The 17,833-nt window shown below is 34.2% G+C and carries 17 protein-coding genes and 1 pseudogene; 13 read left to right on the forward strand and 5 right to left on the reverse strand.

Features of this window, described 5'->3' with window-relative positions:
* Window positions 1-33: 33 nt before the first annotated feature.
* Genes gmhB through gmhA form a run of 4 tightly spaced genes read left to right on the forward strand, consistent with a single transcriptional unit; the run spans window position 34 to window position 3,442 of the window.
* On the forward strand, window positions 34-534 hold the full coding sequence (gene gmhB / locus CSUIS19073_RS05395; RefSeq protein WP_086242287.1) for a D-glycero-beta-D-manno-heptose 1,7-bisphosphate 7-phosphatase: 501 nt from the start codon (window positions 34-36) through the stop codon (window positions 532-534).
* Window positions 531-1,496: an ADP-glyceromanno-heptose 6-epimerase gene (rfaD, locus tag CSUIS19073_RS05400; RefSeq protein ID WP_086242286.1), complete on the forward strand. Its 966-nt coding sequence runs from the start codon at window positions 531-533 to the stop codon at window positions 1,494-1,496. Before gmhB ends, rfaD begins: the two co-directional genes overlap by 4 nt.
* The gene (gene rfaE1, locus CSUIS19073_RS05405) at window positions 1,496-2,872 is read left to right on the forward strand and encodes a D-glycero-beta-D-manno-heptose-7-phosphate kinase (protein ID WP_086242307.1); all 1,377 of its coding nucleotides are present in this window, start codon (window positions 1,496-1,498) and stop codon (window positions 2,870-2,872) included. Before rfaD ends, rfaE1 begins: the two co-directional genes overlap by 1 nt.
* Before the next feature lie 9 nt (window positions 2,873-2,881).
* Window positions 2,882-3,442 (forward strand): D-sedoheptulose 7-phosphate isomerase, encoded by a 561-nt coding sequence (gmhA, locus tag CSUIS19073_RS05410; protein ID WP_086242285.1) that lies wholly within the window; start codon window positions 2,882-2,884, stop codon window positions 3,440-3,442.
* Here gmhA and waaF read toward each other — a convergent pair.
* The 5 genes from waaF to waaC are packed head-to-tail and all read right to left on the reverse strand — an operon-like array spanning window position 3,435 to window position 8,271.
* Window positions 3,435-4,355 (reverse strand): lipopolysaccharide heptosyltransferase II, encoded by a 921-nt coding sequence (gene waaF, locus CSUIS19073_RS05415; protein WP_086237974.1) that lies wholly within the window; start codon window positions 4,353-4,355, stop codon window positions 3,435-3,437. The two genes, gmhA and waaF, sit on opposite strands and share 8 nt — an antisense overlap.
* The gene (locus tag CSUIS19073_RS05420) at window positions 4,339-5,355 is read right to left on the reverse strand and encodes a glycosyltransferase family 4 protein (RefSeq protein WP_086242284.1); all 1,017 of its coding nucleotides are present in this window, start codon (window positions 5,353-5,355) and stop codon (window positions 4,339-4,341) included. Before CSUIS19073_RS05420 ends, waaF begins: the two co-directional genes overlap by 17 nt.
* Before the next feature lie 36 nt (window positions 5,356-5,391).
* Entirely contained in the window at window positions 5,392-6,453 is a 1,062-nt protein-coding gene (locus tag CSUIS19073_RS05425; protein WP_086242283.1) for a glycosyltransferase family 9 protein, read from the reverse strand.
* Window positions 6,450-7,313: a lipid A biosynthesis lauroyl acyltransferase gene (locus tag CSUIS19073_RS05430; RefSeq protein ID WP_086237971.1), complete on the reverse strand. Its 864-nt coding sequence runs from the start codon at window positions 7,311-7,313 to the stop codon at window positions 6,450-6,452. Before CSUIS19073_RS05430 ends, CSUIS19073_RS05425 begins: the two co-directional genes overlap by 4 nt.
* Window positions 7,306-8,271, reverse strand: a complete 966-nt coding sequence (waaC, locus tag CSUIS19073_RS05435; protein WP_086242282.1) for a lipopolysaccharide heptosyltransferase I — start codon at window positions 8,269-8,271, stop codon at window positions 7,306-7,308. Before waaC ends, CSUIS19073_RS05430 begins: the two co-directional genes overlap by 8 nt.
* Before the next feature lie 60 nt (window positions 8,272-8,331).
* On the opposite strand from waaC, the gene CSUIS19073_RS05440 reads away from it, so the two are divergent.
* The 9 genes and pseudogenes from CSUIS19073_RS05440 to CSUIS19073_RS05480 all read left to right on the forward strand — a co-directional run.
* Complete coding sequence (locus CSUIS19073_RS05440; RefSeq protein ID WP_086237969.1) at window positions 8,332-9,135, forward strand: 3'-5' exonuclease; 804 nt, start codon at window positions 8,332-8,334, stop codon at window positions 9,133-9,135.
* Window positions 9,136-9,137: 2 nt separating this feature from the next.
* Complete coding sequence (locus CSUIS19073_RS05445; protein WP_336526357.1) at window positions 9,138-9,953, forward strand: DNA ligase; 816 nt, start codon at window positions 9,138-9,140, stop codon at window positions 9,951-9,953.
* Window positions 9,954-10,193, forward strand: coding sequence for a hypothetical protein (locus CSUIS19073_RS05450; protein WP_086237967.1), 240 nt, complete (start codon window positions 9,954-9,956; stop codon window positions 10,191-10,193).
* Window positions 10,171-10,644 carry a UDP-4-amino-4,6-dideoxy-N-acetyl-beta-L-altrosamine N-acetyltransferase gene (gene pseH / locus CSUIS19073_RS05455; protein ID WP_086237966.1) on the forward strand — a complete coding sequence of 158 codons (474 nt, stop codon included), beginning with the start codon at window positions 10,171-10,173 and terminating at the stop codon, window positions 10,642-10,644. The genes CSUIS19073_RS05450 and pseH overlap by 23 nt, the downstream gene beginning before the upstream one ends.
* Window positions 10,645-10,794: 150 nt before the next feature.
* A pseudogene (locus tag CSUIS19073_RS05460) lies at window positions 10,795-12,832 on the forward strand (HsdM family class I SAM-dependent methyltransferase); the annotation flags it as partial.
* Window positions 12,833-12,949: 117 nt separating this feature from the next.
* Complete coding sequence (locus CSUIS19073_RS05465; protein WP_337214389.1) at window positions 12,950-14,041, forward strand: restriction endonuclease subunit S; 1,092 nt, start codon at window positions 12,950-12,952, stop codon at window positions 14,039-14,041.
* Window positions 14,042-14,127: 86 nt separating this feature from the next.
* Complete coding sequence (gene pglE / locus CSUIS19073_RS05470) at window positions 14,128-15,222, forward strand: UDP-N-acetylbacillosamine transaminase (RefSeq protein WP_086237963.1); 1,095 nt, start codon at window positions 14,128-14,130, stop codon at window positions 15,220-15,222.
* Window positions 15,219-17,000: a UDP-N-acetylglucosamine 4,6-dehydratase (configuration-retaining) gene (gene pglF, locus CSUIS19073_RS05475; RefSeq protein ID WP_086237962.1), complete on the forward strand. Its 1,782-nt coding sequence runs from the start codon at window positions 15,219-15,221 to the stop codon at window positions 16,998-17,000. The genes pglE and pglF overlap by 4 nt, the downstream gene beginning before the upstream one ends.
* A gap of 1 nt (window position 17,001) precedes the next feature.
* A partial coding sequence (locus CSUIS19073_RS05480) for a PDC sensor domain-containing protein (RefSeq protein ID WP_337214388.1) occupies window positions 17,002-17,833 on the forward strand: 832 nt, incomplete at its 3' end.

Below are 17,833 nucleotides of genomic sequence, written 5' to 3' on the forward strand. Positions count from 1 at the left end.
GAATTTAAACTAAAATATAGATAAAATCAGCCTATGGAAAAGATTAAAGCACTATTTTTAGATCGTGATGGGGTGATAAATAAAGACCCAGGATATGTTTATCGCATAGAGGATTTTGAGTTTATGCCTGGAATTTTTGAGGCTTTAAGTGGTTTTATGGCACTTGGATTTGAAATTTTTGTAGTTACAAATCAGTCAGGAATAGGTCGTAAATACTATACCCAAACTGATTTTGATAATCTTAGTTGCTATATGATTAGTGAGTTTAAAAAAAGAGGCGTAAGTATCAAAAAGATATATTATTGCCCTCACACTCCAGATGATAATTGTAGTTGTAGAAAGCCAAGATCTGGTATGTTTTTACAAGCTTTGAGTGAATTTAATATAGATATGAAAAGCTCAATTATGATAGGGGATAAAAAAAGCGATATAGAGGCTGCTAATAGTGCTGGTGTGGGTAGAAGCTTTTTGATTGATGGGGATAAATTTAGTAGTGTTTTAGATATTTTAGAGTGTGTAAAGGGATATGAATGAGAGTATTGATAACTGGCGGAGCGGGATTTATAGGCTCAAATTTAGCTAAGCATTTTATGAGTGAGAATGAGGTTTTGGTAGTGGATAAATTTCGCTCTAATGAGACCTTTAGTAATGGAAATTTAAAAAGCTTTGGACATTATAAAAATTTAATTGGCTTTAAAGGCGAGATTTATTGCGGTGATATTTGCGATATTGATACAATTAAAAAAATGCGAGATTTTGCTCCAGATGTGATATATCATCAGGCTGCTATCTCTGATACTACAGTGGCTGAACAAGATGAGATTATGAGAGTGAATTTAAACTCATTTAAAGATATTTTAGATATCGCATACCAAAATGGCTCTAAAGTGATCTATGCTAGTAGTGGTGCTACATATGGGGACGCCCCAAGCCCACAAAGTGTAGGCGTAGGTGAAAATCCGGCTAATGTCTATGGATTTAGTAAGCTTATGATGGATGAGATGGGGCGAGAGTATCACGCTAAAACGGGACTTCATATAGTTGGGCTTAGATATTTTAATGTATATGGAGATGGGGAGTTTTTTAAAAACAAAACCGCATCTATGGTATTACAATTTGGATTACAAATTCTAAGCGGCAATGCCCCAAGACTCTTTGAAGAAAGTGATAAGATAAAAAGGGATTTTGTATATATAAAAGATATAATCTTAGCCAATGAATTAGCCATAAATGGAGATAGTGGGGTCTATAATGTCGGAACTGGCAATGCTAGAAGTTTTCAAGATATTGCTGATATTTTACAGAAAGAAATTGGTGTAAGCTTAGGCAATGAGTATATCAAAAATCCATTTGCATCGCAGTATCAATACTTCACTCAAGCTGATATATCGCCTACTAAAACTAGCTTAAAATATGAGCCAAAATATAGCCTTGAAGATGGCATAAGGGATTATTTACCAGCTATAAAACGAATTTATAATAGTGAGTTTAAGTGATGGCTAGAGTTTTAGTAGTTGGGGATTTGATGATTGATCACTATATATGGGGAAGTTGTGATCGTATAAGCCCAGAAGCACCAGTCCAAGTAGTAAATATAAAAAATGAGACCAAAAGATTAGGCGGTTGTGGCAATGTGGTTTCAAATTTAATCGCTCTTGGAGCTGATGTTGGCGTGGTGAGCGTGGTTGGCGATGATGAATTAGGTAGTGAAATTTTAAAGCTTTTAAAAGATCGTGGTGCTAAAATCGAGCTAGTGATCGCACAAAAAGGACGCAAATCTAGCCAAAAAAGCCGTATAATGGTATCTCATCAGCAAGTTTTAAGACTAGATACTGAGAGCGTTAGCGATATAGATTGTGCTGATGAGATCATAGGTAAATTTCAAAGTATATTAGAAAATTATGATATTGTCTTGCTTAGTGATTATGGTAAGGGCGTTTTGAATGATTATCTAACAAAGCAGATAATCACAATTGCTAAAAAAACCTCCAAAATGGTCTTAGTAGATCCAAAAGGCAAGGATTATAGTAAATATAAAGGCGCAACGCTTCTTACGCCAAATAAAAAAGAAGCAAGTGAGGCTTTGGGCTTTGTGATTGATAGCGATGAGAAGTTAGAGTTGGCCTTAAAAAGTATGAAGATGAATTATGAGCTAAAATACTCTTTAATCACTTTAAGCGAAGATGGAATAGGGCTTTTAGATGATGAGGTGAAGAAATTCCCCGCATTAGCAAAAGAGGTCTTTGATGTAACTGGTGCTGGGGATAGCGTTTTGGCTACTTTGGGATATTGCTTAGCTAGTAAGATGAGTATCGAAGAGGCTATAGCTAATGCGAATTTAGCCGCAGCTGTGGTAGTAGGCAAGGTAGGCAGTGCTGATGCAAGCTGGAAAGAGATAGAGAGCTTAAAGAGTAAAAAAATAGGCTTTGAGAGAAAAATAGTCAAGCTTGATGAGCTTTTAAAGATTGATAGAAGTGGTAAGAGCTTGGTATTTACAAATGGGTGCTTTGATATTTTGCATTTTGGTCATATCAGCTACTTACAAAAGGCGAAAATGCTTGGAGATATTTTGGTTATTGGGTTAAATTCAGATAGCTCAGTTCGAGCTTTAAAGGGCGATGATAGGCCGGTAAATATAGAGCTTGATAGGGCAGCTATGCTGTGTGCGATGGAATTTGTGGATTTTGTCGTGATATTTGATGATGATACGCCTTATGAGCTTATTAAGGCCATTAGCCCTGATGTGCTTGTAAAGGGTGCTGATTATGAAGGCAAGGTGGTTGTGGGTAGTCAGTTTGCTAAAAGAGTTGAGCTAATTGAGTTTGTAGAGGGCAAGAGCACTACAAAAATAATAGAAAAAATAAGAAATTAAAGGATAATTATGAGTATATTTAGCGATGAGTTAAAATCACATTTAGAGGTGGCAAATTCGATTTTGTCTGTTGATGAATATGTAATGAAAGTAGCAAATATCATTATAGATACGCTTAAAAATGGCAATAAAATAATAATTTGCGGCAATGGCGGAAGTGCAGCTGATGCTCAGCATTTTGCGGCTGAACTTACAGGTAGATACAAAAGCGAGAGAGCTTCGCTTGGTGCTATAGCGCTAACTACTGATACCTCTGCACTTACGGCAATTGGTAATGACTATGGGTATGATATGGTATTTTCAAGGCAACTTGGCGGAGTAGGCAGGGCTGGGGATTTGCTAGTTGCTATTAGCACGAGCGGAAATAGTAAAAATGTATTAAACGCCATTCAAGTAGCTAGAGAAAATGGGATAAAAAGCGTTGGATTAAGCGGCAAGGGTGGCGGAGCTATGAATGATATGTGCGATATAAATATCGTAGTTCCATCTGATGATACGGCTAGAATTCAAGAGATGCATATTTTGATAATTCATACGATTTGTCAAGCGGTAGATTGTGCTTTTAGCTAAGCTCATTAATTAAATTTAAAACTATGCTAGGTTTGAGTGCTTTCATACACTCATGAGTGCCGATGGGGCATACTCTTTTCATACATGGCATACAATATAAATTTAAGTGAGCCAATCTAGCATTTGGGTTATTATATGGGCTTGTACGAGTAAAATTCGTTGGCCCAAATAGTGCTATGGTAGGGGTTTTGAAAGCTGCTGCTATATGCATTGGGCCACTATCGTTGGTTATAAATAGCTTAAGCCCAGCTATATGGCTAGCTAGCTGGCTGATTGTCGTTTTACCACAGAGATTTTGGTGGGTTATGCTATTTTGGTTTAGAATTTGGCTAATCTCATCACATATATCGCTCTCTTTATCGCCGCCAAATATCAATATATCAAATTTATCGCTCAATTTAGTTGCAACATCAGCAAAGTAGCTTGGATACCATCTCTTAGCACTTCCATATGTAGCGCCAGGATTGATGCCTAGAGTTGGCTTTGAGTATTTAATGGGGGTGAAATTTAACTCTAGTTGATCTGTTAGAATATCGATATTTAGTAGTTTTGAGCTAAAATTTAGATAATCAACAACAAGATGGCTATTTTTATCAATTGGTTTATAAACTCCGCTTTTTGCCGCTTCTATGAAAAACGCCAAAGCCTTAGAGGCAAGGTGGCTTCTAAAGCTGATAAATATATCAAATTTGGGTAGTGATTTGGCTAATTTATATAGATAAAGTAGGCGAAATTTGGATTTTTTAGAGTTATCTACTATGATATTTCCGCTTTTTTCAAAAAGAGCAGTTGAGGCGTATGAGCCAAAAAAAGTTAAATCCGCATTTTTGAAATTTGCCTTTATATTTGCGATGGCTGCACTACTCATCACTCCATCGCCAAGCCAAGTAGGCAACTCAATGAATATTTTCACTAATGACCTTTATTATTTGATTTAGGCTTTTATCTGTTGTAAAATCTTTGGCTAATTCAATATTTTTAGCTGATATTTCAACCATTAAATCGTGATTATTTAAAAGCTCATCAATATATTTTGCTGTATCATCAGTAGATTTTATGATAAACTCATCGCCTAATATCTCACTAGCTCCGTTATTAGCAGTAGTAAAGCATATGGAGCCATAGCTTAACGCTTCTAAAATTTGGGTGCTAAATGGGTTATAAAGCGATGGTAAAACAAATATATCAGCTGCTTCGTAGTATCGATTTAGCGTTTTTGGTGGTTGCTTGAAGATCGCTCTAACTCCAAGCTTTTTAGCCATTTTTCTATATTTTGGAGCGGATTTATCGCTACTTATGATTATAGCATTTATCTTGTTTTGAATTTGGCTTAATAGCTTGATAAACTCAGCCACTCCATCGTTTTTTAAATTATTAGATATAAATAGGATAATTGAGAACTCCATATCCAAGCTAAGCTCTTTGCATAGTTGCATTTTAGCACTGCCTTTTTGCACCTGGGTTGGTAGGTTAATTCCAGGGTAGATTGTGCTAATTTTATTTGGTTTTATATCATAAATCGTCTCTAATTGATAGCGTGTTAGGTTTGAGTTTGTTATGATTTTTGCGGAGTTGTTTATGCAGTTTTTCTCAATTTTACTTCTAATAAGACTTAATGGATTTAAAAACCAAAATTTATCTAGTCTTTTATATATCTTTTGTACTCCATCACTAGCTAGATATATATCAGCACTATCAAATCTATCTAAGCATACATATAGCTCATCACTCTTTTGCTTTTTGGCAAGTTTGTTTATTTTTAATAGTTTTATGATGGGATTTTTACCCTTTATATTATCATAATTTCTACTTGTGGGATTAAAGCCTTTTGAGCTTAAAGCTGATTTTAATCTCTCTAAAAATCTTTGGTTTTTATTTGTAGAGTTTATTTCTAAGATTGTTATATTTTTCATATTTTCATTTTATCATATTTAGGCTTATAAATTGGTTTAATTAGTTTGAATTTGTATTATAAAGCTATTTTTTATCTCATTTTTAATCCAGTTTATATCAAGAGTGTTTAAGCAATCGCTAATTTGTGAGCCATTACACCCTTCATTTCCGCATGGGACGCACTTTAGAGTGCTTTGAATGACTGTGTGCTTACCCATTTTTTGAATTCCATTTGTATCTTTATAGTAGCTTTTGGATTTGGAGTTATCCCACGGCCCCCAAGCACTAGTATAGCTAGGGCCAAATAACGCTATACAAGGCACATTATTTGCTGCTGCTATGTGCATTATGGCTGTATCTGTGCCTATGTAGAGTTGTGATTTTGAGCTTAAAAATGCCACTTGATCTAGAGTTAAATTCCCCATAAATACCATTGGCTTAGATTTACAAAGAGATAGGATATTTTTCATTTTATCAATCTCATTTTGACTCTTATCACAGGTTAGAACCACTCTTTTATCAAGCTCAATCTCGCAAAAGTCAATTATTTTAGCCATTATCTCATCGCTTACACATTTATAATTAAATCTAGCCATTGGGTGAATATGGATAAAATTATTTGGCAAATTTAGATTATACTCATTAAAATATAGGCTAACTTTCGTGCTTTTAATCTCCTTATTTAGGGCGTTTATAGCAGATAAATTCTGCATTACTATATGGCCGCTTGGTTTTGAGATATGGGTTATAAATTTATTTAAAATTCCATTTTTCCCTTTAGGTGATACTATGGTTTTAGCTCCGATAAATTTGGCTAAAAATAGCCCCCTATCGCTCATTTCTGTATTTATCACAATATCAAATTTCTCTTTTTTTAATCCCAAGGCATACCTTAGCTCTAGATAATTTTTTTTAAATATATTTGCTTTTTTGATTATCCCACGCTCATAAATGTGAATTTTCTCAATTTGCGGATTATTTTGTAGTGGTGCTTGTGTGCCGCTATTTACCGCATAATGTATAGAGGCATTAGGATAGTGAGCCTTAAGATTTGAGATTAGCGGTGTAGTTAGTAATACATCGCCGATAAATCTAAATTTTATAATTAATATTTTCATTTATATATCTCTGGGTAGAAGTGTTTAAATTTCTTATGCATCCAAAAATACTCATCTGGTTTGGAGCTTATAACCATCTGCGTAGCGTCGCTTTGGTATTGCGTGGCGAGTTGAATTTTGTCCCCATTTAGGGCATTAATATCGATTGGATCATAAAATATGATTAAATTTTTATCGCCATATCTTTGAATAAAAGCTGGGATTATCACCGCATTTAGCTTAGACGCAAAGATACTAGCAGCATGTGTGTGAGCTATTTTATTAGAGAAAAACTCACACGCTAACCCATCTCTAATATCGATATTTTGATCGACTAAAATCCCAAGAAGACGCCTTTTTTGTAGTGCTTTGATAATCATCTTTGCGCCACCGCTTTTAGGTATTACCTCTATATCGAATTTAGCTCTTTTTTGGCTTAAAATCTTATCCATTAAAGGGCTATCAAGATTTCTACCTACGATACTAACAGCGCCAAATTTCGCCGCCATCGCAAGGCTAAAAAGCTCCCAATTACCATAATGTGCGGTTGTGATGATGATGGGGCGATCTTTAAATTTATCCAAAATTTCTTCATTTTTAAATTCCACTTTGGATAAAATCTGCTCTTTTGAGCTATTTTGATTACGCAAAAACTCCATACCAAAGTAGGCAAAATTGCGATAAGTATCTAAAATAATCTTTTCTATATTATCAAATTTACACATTTTAAGGTTAATTCTCATTATATTTGTATGCTTCTTATCAAATTTATAAAACAGCCTAGCAAGTGCGTCTAAAAGCAGATTTTGAAACTTCATAGGCGTGTAGTTTGCGATAAATTTAAATATTTTATAAAGCAAAAAATATACAAAATCAATCATACAAATTCTCCAAATTCAAAATCTCCCTTGCTAAATTCGCCACGCTAATTGCCGGTATATCATTGATACAATAATCACTCTTATCTATATTTTTAGCATCAATTTTCTTGCCTGTATTGATGGTGCGATTAATGCGTGTTTGATAGCTATTTCTATGACTTGGTCGGTTGCCAAATAGCGTGATAGAGGCTCTATTTTGCGCCCAAGCTAGGTGAGTTATACCACTATCATTGCCGATGACTAATCCAGTATCACAAAGCAAACTCACCACCATCTCTAAGCTCATAGGCTCTAAAATCTTAGCGTGGGTATTTTGTGCGATTAATCTTGCTTGTTGTAGCTCTTTTTGGTTGCCAGAAATTATATTTATCTCATAATCTTTTAGCAAATTTATAAGATCTTTAAATTTATTATAGCACTTGCTTGGTTCGCTTGCAAATGGTGCTATTAAGATGGTTTGTGATGGTTTTGGCTCTTTAGTTGAGCTAAAACAAGCAGATTTGTGGGTAATCTCATCATCGCTAAAATTAAAGCCTAAAGCCTTGCTAGCAAGAGTTAGATTTCTTCTTATAATATTTTCATTATAATCAATACTAAATTTGCTTTTATAAAATATTGAAGCTAGTGGCTCTTTTATGCTATTTTTATCAAATCCAGCGATATTTTTGCCTAAAATTCTAGCTATAATTGCTGATTTTATAAGCCCCTGAAAGTCAATGATAATATCAAATTTACCGCTAAATTGCCTAAGAATTTTATAACTTTTATAAAATTTTTTACTCTTTAAAGGCAAGGCAACGACATTAATATCGCTAATAAGCTCTAAAATTGAGCTAAATTTATCATCGACGAACCAAGTAATATCTGCGTTTTTAAAATGCTTTTTAATGAATTGTATCACGATGCTAGTATGAATTATATCCCCAAGGGCTGATAATCTAATAATTGCTATTTTCAACTAATTTTCCAAGATTTTTTGCTATTATTCTATCCAAATTTGATTAAAAGTTGGTAATCTATGAGCGGATATATCTGTGTTTTTGATTGTGAAACCGTGCCAGATAGCGACTCTTTAAGGGCAGCTTATGGCTATGAAGGCGATGATGAGAGCGTGGCAAAGATAGCACTAAAAGCGCAAAAAGAGCAAAGTGGGAATGAGTTTTTACCTGTTTGCTTTCATAAAGTTGTTACAATTAGTGCGGTAATTGCTGATGAATTTGGTAGATTTAAGCGAGTATCTACAATTGCAGGTAGTAGTGAAAAAGAGAAAATATCTGAGTTTATTAAATTTATCAATGAGCATAATCCAAGATTGGTTAGCTATAATGGTAGGGGTTTTGATCTGCCTATGCTGATGATTAGGGCTATGCGGTATAATATCGATGCTAGTGAGTATTTTAGCACTAATGATAAAATTAATGGTAAAGATAAATGGTGTAATTATAGAAGTCGTTATGATGGGGTTTTTCATCTAGATTTGCTAGATCACATTAGCGATTTTAAGGCTGTAAGTGGGCTAAAGCTTGATCTGCTTTGTGCTAGTTTGAATTTACCTGGTAAATATGATGTTTGTGGCGATGAGGTGATGAGTTTGTATTATAGTGGGAAGCAAGATAAGATTGATGAGTATTGTGAGTCTGATACGCTAAATACATATTGGCTATTTTTGAAGTATGAGTTACTCCGAGGAAAGCTAAATATAGATGATTATATAGATTATTTGAGCCTAATGAGTGACTATATAAATACGCAAAAACCAGATATGAGCTATACTCCAGTATTTTGTAAATATATAGAAAATGAACTTAATAGGATAAGATAGAGTTGATTAGATTTTTAATATTATTTTGGTTATTTTGTGCTACCTCTTTTGGGGAGGTTATGCTGCTTAAAGAGTATAAAGATGAGAATTTAAGTGGCTGGGTAATGAGCCAAAAGTATGATGGTGTGCGTGCTATTTGGGATGGTAAAGAGTTAAAAAGTCGTAGTGGTAACACTATCAACGCTCCAGCTAAATTTATAAACTCTCTACCAGATTTTGCCCTTGATGGTGAGCTTTGGAGTGGGGTGGGCGAATTTGAGTTTATCGCCTCTACTGTATTGGATGAAATTCCAGATGATAAAGCTTGGGAGAATATTAAATATATGGTATTTGACCTGCCTAAATTTGATGGAAATTTGTATGAAAAAATGGATTATTTAAAGAGCTTTTTAAGCTCAAACCCAAGTGAGTTTATAAGGGCTATTAAGCAGATTGAAATTAAGGATAATAATCACGCTTTTGCCTTTTTGGATATGGTAGTAGCAAATGGTGGAGAGGGTATAGTGGTGCGTGATCCAAATACTAAATATACTAGCGGTCGTAGCTCATCAATTCTAAAGATAAAAAAATGGCGTGATAGCGAGTGCGAAATAGTAGCTATAAATGGTGGAAAAGGGAGATTAGAAGGCAAGATGGGATCTCTTGAATGCGTGGATATATTTAGCAAGGTTGCGTTTAAAATCGGCTCTGGATTTAGCGATGAAATAAGAACAAATCCGCCAAAGATAGGCACCATAATCACATATAAATTTCAAAATTTAACTAAAAATAATAAACCAAGATTTCCAATATTTCTAAGGGTTAAAAGGGGCGAATAGATGAGAAAAATAGCGATATTATGCCTAATATCAGTAGCATTAAATGCGATAATTTTTCACAAACCAAAGACAAAAGAGCAAAAAGAGGGCTATAGATATGGCAAGACAATGCGAATGCTGGGCATGGAAAAATGGGAGTGTAATAAATTTAAAAATATCGATGATATTAAATTTGAGTGGTGCGAGTATGGCTGGATCGATAAAAGCGAGGAGATAGATGCTAGAAAAGAGCGTGATTAATAAAGTAGATTTATTAAATTTCAAAGATTTTAATAACTCTCAAATAGAGCTAGTATATAAGTGGAGAAATGATCCTAAAATCGCACAATATATGATAAATAAAAGCATAAAATGGGACGAGCATCTAAATTTCATAAATTCATTAAAAAATAGTAGCGATAAACTATATTTTTTAGTATATCAAGATAGTGAGCCAATTGGGGTTATCTCATTTATAAATATAGATAGTCAAAAATGTGAATTTGGCCTTTATGCTAACCCAAATTTACGCAAAATGGGGGATATTTTGATGAGTAGTATAGTTGATTACGCTTTTAATCATTTAAAGGTTAAAGAGATTTTAGCTAAAGCTTATGCTAATAACCCAAAGGCTATTAATTTATACCAAAAATTTGGATTTGAGATATATAAAAAGAGCGATTTGATGGTATATTTTAGCCGTAAATTTTAGAATTTAGCTATTTTGACGCCTTACCAGACCCACAAAATGCTCTATTTTGACTAAATTGAAGCTTAAAATCAAAATTAAATTTCAATTATTAGATTAATTATTTTTTAAATTTAGTTATAATCCATTTTTCAAAGCATTAAAGGAGTATAAATGGCCAAAACTCAATCAGTAGAACCACAAATCGCAGACTTAGCAAATGGCTGGTTAAAATCATACAAACTTGATTATAAGCTAGAACAAGAATCAACTGGCAATAGCCAAATTGATAACGCATTAAATGAATATTACTCAAAAAATGGCGGCCAAGGTGGCAATCGCCCTGACGCTAAACTTATATTAAAAGATAAGTGGGGGGGTATATCCTATCCTTATAGAGTATAAAGGCTATCAAGATAAACTAATAAAATTAGATGATAAAAATCAAGTAGCAAATAAAACTGACAAAAATGAACCTGATTTTAAAAATATCAACTCTTATGCACTAAATGGCGCAGTGCATTACGCAAATGCGATTTTACACTATACAAATTACGAAAATATTATCTCAATTGGAATGAGTGGTTATAAAGATGATTTTGGTGCTTTAAAGCACGAAATAGCCGTTTATCTAGTCTCAAAAAGCAATTTTGGCATAGGTCAAGAAGTAGGCAAATTTAGCGATTTTTCGTTTTTAAAAAAAGAGAATTTTAATAATTTTATAGACAAAGTAAAAGAGCTAAGCCTAAGCGATGAAGAAAAAGCACAAATCAAAGAAAAATTAGACCTAGAAATAGCCACAAGCTTAACAAAGCTAAATAATGATATCTACAAAAACGAAAGCGGACTTGGAGAAAATGATAGAGTCTATCTAGTAACGGCTTCTATCATCGCCACGCTTGGAATTCCTGGTGGAGTAAAGCCCTTAAAACCACTAGAAAAAGCCGAGTTAAAAAGTCTAGATGAAGATGGCAATAGAGATGGCGATATCTTAATGCGAAAAGTAAAGGCATTTTTAAATCAAAAAACTATCCCAGATGATAAAAAAACCCTTATCACTCGCACACTAGAAAACACCATTTTAAGTGAAAATTTAAATAGAGTAATAAACAGCGAAACTCAGCTAAAAAGAGTTTTTAGCAAGATTGTAGATGACCTTGGGATTTATTATAAAACTGATTTAAGCACAGATTTTACCGGTAAGCTCTTTAACGAAATGTATTCATGGCTAGGGTTTGGTCAAGATAAGCTAAATGATGTCGTGCTAACGCCAAGCTATGTAGCTACGCTTTTAGCTAGACTTGCTAGAGTGGATAAAGATAGCTATGTATGGGACTTTGCTACTGGCTCTGCTGGGCTTTTGGTAGCTGCTATGAATGAGATGATAAAAGATGCTAAAAACGAGATAAAATCCCCAGATGAGCTAAAGCACAAAATCGCTCATATAAAAGCAAAGCAACTTCTAGGGCTTGAAATTTTACCTAGCGTTTATATGCTTGCCATTTTAAATATGATTTTAATGGGTGATGGTAGCTCAAATATCTTAAATAAAGATAGTTTAACTGATTTTAGCGGAAATTACGGCTTTGGTGAAAATGACGGAGTAGAGTTTCCAGCAACTGCCTTTATCCTAAATCCGCCGTATTCAGCTGCTGGCTGCGGTATGATCTTTGTCCAAAAAGCCCTAAAAATGATGAAAAAAGGCTACGCCGCTATAATCATACAAGGCTCAGCTGGCTCTGGTAAAGCAAGTGAATATAATAAAAAAATCTTAGAGCAAAACACGCTAATAGCAAGTATAAAAATGCCTATTGATTTATTTATTGGTAAATCAAGCGTCCAAACTTACATTTATGTATTTCGCATAGGCGAAAAGCATAATAAAGATGAGATGGTTAAATTCATAGATTTTTCAAACGATGGCTACGCTAGAGCAAATCGCAAAAAGGCAAAAGCTAGTCTAAATCTGCGTGATACAGGCGATGCAAAAGCTAGATATGATGAGCTAGTAAATCTCGTGCGCTTTGGTAAATCTAAGCTAAGTATTTTTACAGATAAAGAATACCACGAAGAGACAATAGATCCAAATAGCGGAAGTGACTGGAACAAATGCGCCCCAGTTGATACAAAGCCTACACTAAATGACTTTAAAAAATGCGTGAGCGATTATCTAGCTTGGGAAGTTAGCCAAATTCTTAAAAAGGATAGTCCCAGTCAAAGTAGAGTAAATCAAAAATTAGAAAATTTAGAGCGTGAATTTTTAGCAAATGGTGGGGAGTTTAAGATTTTTAGGCTTGATGAAATTTTTGAGTTAAAATCAAGTAAAAAAATTTTTCACGCTCAAAATTTAGAAATTTATGACAATCAAGCACAAGATACCAATCCGTATGTTGTCAGAGCTACGACAAACAACGGAATTCGTGGGTATGTTGCTGAAAATAAAGACTACTTAAACGATGGCGATACTTTAAGTTTTGCACAAGATACTTTCAGTGTGTTTTATCAAAAACAGCCATACTATACAGGAAACAAAGTCAAGGTTTTAAAACCAAAATTTAAAAACTTCAACTCAAAAATAGCCCTTTATATTGTTTCAAATTTTAATCATGTATTAAAAGATTGCACTTGGGGACTTGGCTCAAATGTTGATAGTATATCTCAAACAAAAATCCTTTTACCAACCAAAAATGGCGAGATTGATTTTGATTTTATGGAGAATTTTATAAGTGAGCTTGAAAAAGAATATGTTTGCGAATTAGAAGCGGAGCGTGTGCGTGAGCTAGAAGCCTATCTAAAAGCCACTGGCTTAAAAGATTATGAGCTAACCCAAAACGAAAAGGACGCCTTAGCTAAATTTGATGAATTTAGTAAATGGGGGGGGGTAGCGAGTGAATTTAAAATTGGCGATTTGTTTGATATTGTAGGAACAAAGTCGCTAGATAGTAATGCGGTAAATTTTGTAGAAAATGGAATAAATTTTGTAGGCAGAACCTTTGAAAACAATGGAATTCAGGGCAAAATAGAAAAACAAAAATTTGAACCTAACGAACCTTTTACAATAACTGCAACCGTTATAGGCAATTACAAATATGTCAAATATCAAAAAGAGCCGTATTATTGCTCACAAAATATTAACAAATTAACGCCAAAGCCTATTTTTATAAAATGGTCTGAAAAAATCGCCATTTTTTTAATGACAAATATTTGGCGTTTTGTTTCTATGTATGATGGACAACAAGGCGGTTATAAACTAGATGACATTAAAAATCATAAAATCAAACTACCCATAACCGCCAACGGCGAAATTGATTTTGATTTTATGGAGAATTTTATCAAAGCCATTCAAAAGCTAATTATAAAAGATCTTGTGATATGGAGCCAAAAAAAGATAGAAGCCACAAAACAAGTAGTAGGCTTATAAATTAAATTTAACTTTATTTGAGATATTAATACTAAGTTTATTCTAACTTTGATAAAATATCGCTACTAATTATCAAGGGAAAGATTATGGCTAGAGTCTTTTTAAGCGCACCATATATGGGTGGTAATGAGCAGAAGTATGTTAAAGAAGTGTTTAAGAGCAATTATATAGCTCCACTTGGAGAGTTTGTAGATAGATTTGAAAATAGCATTAAAGAGTATTGTAAGGTTTCAAATGCTCTAGCGTTAAATTCAGCCACAGCAGGACTTCATCTAGCACTTCGCACATTTGGGATTAAAGATGGCGATATAGTGCTAGCCTCTACCTTTACATTTGCAGCAAGCGTAAATCCTATAATGTATGAAAGATGCCAGCCAGTCTTTATAGATAGCGATGAGAGCTGGAATTTAAGCCCAAGATTATTAAAAGAAGCTATTAATAAAAGTGATAAAAAGCCAAAAGCCCTTATCTTAACCCATCTTTATGGACAAGCTGCTAAGATAGATGAAATTTTAGAAATTTGCAAAAATGAGAATATAAAAGTTATAGAAGATGCGGCCGAAGCTCTTGGTGGATTTTATAATGATAAGGCTCTTGGGACATTTGGCGATGCTGGAGTTTATAGCTTTAATGGTAATAAAATAATAACTACAAGTGGCGGGGGAATGCTAGTAAGTAGCGATGCTGATTTTATCGCAAAAGCAAGGTATTATAGCACTCAAGCAAGGGAGCCGCTACTTCATTATGAGCATTTAGATTATGGGTATAATTATAGATTAAGCAATGTCTTAGGTGCTATTGGTGTAGGGCAGATGGAGGTCTTACAAAGTAGAGTAGAGCGAAAAAGGCAGATATTTAAAATATACTCAAATTTACTTGGTGATGTGGCTGAATTTATGCCTGAAATTCCAAATTCAAAAGGAAATCGCTGGCTAACTACGCTTTTATTTAAAGAGAAAAATAGCCACTTGAAAGTTATAGAAGCCTTAAATAAAAATGATATAGAGAGCAGACCATTATGGAAGCCTATGCATATTCAACCTGTGTTTAAAGGTGCTAAATGCTTTATTGATGGCACGAGTGAAGAGTATTTTTCAAGGGGAATTTGCCTTCCTAGCGGGGCTGATATGAGTGATGAGCTGGTTGAAAAAATTGCTAGTATCGTTAGGAGTGCGTTGTGATTAGGGCGACTAAAAGGCGTAGAGTAGCCTTTTTTCTCTTATGCGATATTTTTATATTTACCCTTAGCATATATTTTGCTTTTTTGCTTAGATTTAGCGGGGATATTCCAGAGATTTTTATCCCTGGAATGATATATAGTGGGATTATTTTAGCTATTATAAAAATCGCATTATTGTGGGCATTTCGAATTTACCGCGTTCCGTGGAGATTTTTTGGTTTAAATGAGTCTAGGAAGATTACTTTGGCTTGTCTGCTTTGTGCTGGGATATTTTTTTGTATATTTTTATCTTATGAGGAGATTTTTGCTCCATTTCCAAGAAGTGTTATTATCATAGATGCACTTCTATCAGCTATAATGGTTGGTAGCTTAAGGATTTCAAAGCGAGTTTTACTAGATTTTAAAAAGAGCAAAAATGGCAATCCGTGCGTGATTATTGGCTCTACTTCTAAGACTTTACAAATTTTAAAAGGATTAAAAAGCGGTTATGCTAACTACTATGCAGTTGGGGTCGTAGATGGTAGGAAGGATTTAGTAGGGACATATTGCGATGGGTATAAAGTAGGTCATAAAGATGAGTTAAAAAGCTATGTAGATGATGGCGTAAAGAGTGCTATAATCGCTTTAAAACTTATGCCAAATGAGCTTAAAGAGCTATATGATGAGCTAGATGCTTTAGGCTTTAAGGATATTAAGATATTTTCTCTAATTGGGCAAAATAATCAAGGAATTACTGATATTAGCATTGAAGACTTACTAGCTAGAAAGCCAAAAGACCTTGATAGTAGCGTGGTTGAGAGTTTTATCGGTGGTAAGAGCGTTATGGTTACTGGTGCTGGTGGAACTATAGGTAGTGAGATATGTAAGCAGTGTTTGAAATTTGGTGCGAAAGAGATAATAATGGTAGATCACAGCGAGTATAATCTCTACCAAATAAATGAAGCTACAAACGCTGATAATCGTAACCGCTTAGTGATGTTAAATATCACGCATAAAAGCGAATTTGAGAGCGTATTTGCTAAGTTTAAGCCATATATTGTCATTCACGCCGCGGCGTATAAGCATGTGCCACTATGCGAGTTTAACCCCTTAGTTGCAGTGCAAAATAATATCTTAGGGACTAAAAATGTGGTAGATTTAGCTAAAAAATATAATACCCAAAAAGTAGTATTGATCTCTACAGATAAGGCCGTTAGACCAACTAACATTATGGGCGCTACTAAAAGAGTATGCGAGCTATATGCGTTAAATTCAAATACCAGCTCCACTGAGATAGTGGCAGTAAGATTTGGTAATGTGCTTGGTAGTAGCGGTAGCGTAATCCCTAAATTCAAAGCCCAAATCGCAGCCAATGAGCCATTAAGTGTAACTCACCCTGAGATCACAAGGTATTTTATGCTAGTTAGCGAGGCTTGTCAGCTAGTACTTCAAGCAGCTAGTATAGCTAAGGGCGGGGAGCTTTTTGTTTTAAATATGGGCAAGCCAGTTAAAATAGCTGATATGGCACAAAGAATGTTAAAATTAAGCTCCAAAGAGCATTTGGGTATTAAATTTGTAGGTCTTCGACCAGGTGAGAAGCTATATGAGGAGCTACTAATTGACCCAAGCGATGTAGCGACTAAATTTGAGAGTATATTTGTAACTAAGAGTAAGCCATATGATATTGATAAATTAAATTTACAAATTTCAAATTTATTAAATAGTCAAAGCCAGCAAGATATAGAGGATAATCTAAAAGCTATAGTTACAGAATTTAACCATAATAAAAATAGGAATTAATGTGACATTTAAAGAGATTGAAGAATTTAGCCAAATACGCTATAAAGCTAGAGCCTATCTATGTTATCTATTTAATAGAAATATCCCAAATAATCTACCAGGAGTTAGTGCTCAAAATATCAAAGATGGTTTTGATAAGATCGCTCATGAAGTTGATGGATTTGATGCTTTTTATATACTAGATAAAAATGGAATTCAGCTAGAAGACACCATAAGCTTAGATCCTAAAAATACAATTGGCAAAGGTGCTAATAGAAGTAATAAGGCTTATTATTATAGAAGTGTGCGTGAGAGGCGTTGTGTATTAACAGATCCATACCCTTCAAGCCTTACTAATCGTCTTTGCGTTACAGCATCTATGCCTATTTATAATGAGAATAAAGAGCTAGTTTATGTAGCTTGTATGGATATTGGCTTAAGTGAGCTTTTAGCTATTGTTAGCCCTGGGTCGGTTGATGGTATATTTGGTAAATTTACAAAGCTTATATACTCAGTTTTCTCCATTGCGTTATTTGTAATTTCGCTTGTTTTATTTATTTATGGGATAAAGGGCTTTGTGCTAAAGAGCTTTAATGAGATTAATATTAGCGAGGTTTTTGAATCCACTATTGTGCTGACTTTAGCGCTTGCGATATTTGATCTTGTTAAGGCTATTTTTGAATCTGAAGTTTTAGGCAGACCAAATCATCATCAAAATGGCGGAAGCAGAACGATGGTAAGATTTATAGGCAGTATCATTATAGCCTTAGCTATTGAGTCATTAATGCTTGTTTTTAAATTTGCTATTACCGATCCAAGCCAGATATTTTATGCTATCTATCTCATTGGCGGGG

The sequence above is a fragment of the Campylobacter sp. RM19073 genome (assembly GCF_024723495.1).
GTDB classification, from domain to species: domain Bacteria; phylum Campylobacterota; class Campylobacteria; order Campylobacterales; family Campylobacteraceae; genus Campylobacter; species Campylobacter porcelli.